Below are 392 nucleotides of genomic sequence, written 5' to 3'. Positions count from 1 at the left end.
AGACGGGATCAACCAGGTTCAATGCTCCGTTGCTGAATATCCGGAAGCGATCACCTATCTGCTGGAACAGTACGATCGTGTTGAAGCAGAAGAAGCGCGTCTGTCCGATCTGATCACCGGCTTTGTTGACCCGAACGCAGAAGAACATCTGGCACCTACCGCCACTCACGTCGGTTCTGAGCGTTCCCAGGAAGATCTGGACGATGACGAAGATGAAGACGAAGAAGATGGCGATGACGACAGCGCCGATGATGACAACAGCATCGACCCGGAACTGGCTCGCGAAAAATTTGCGGAACTACGCGCTCAGTACGTTGTAACGCGTGACACCATCAAAGCGAAAGGTCGCAGTCACGCTACCGCTCAGGAAGAGATCCTGAAACTGTCTGAAG

At 53.3% G+C, this 392-nt stretch carries 1 pseudogene; it reads left to right on the top strand.

Annotated features, from left to right (window positions below):
• A pseudogene (locus tag EVJ23_RS15110) lies at positions 1-392 on the top strand (hypothetical protein); the annotation flags it as partial.

The organism is Exiguobacterium sp. SH1S1 (assembly GCF_004337245.1).
Classification (GTDB): Bacteria; Bacillota; Bacilli; order Exiguobacteriales; family Exiguobacteriaceae; genus Exiguobacterium; species Exiguobacterium aurantiacum_A.
The sequence above is the reverse complement of the archived record's forward strand: the minus strand, read 5'-3'. Positions and strand labels throughout refer to the sequence as shown.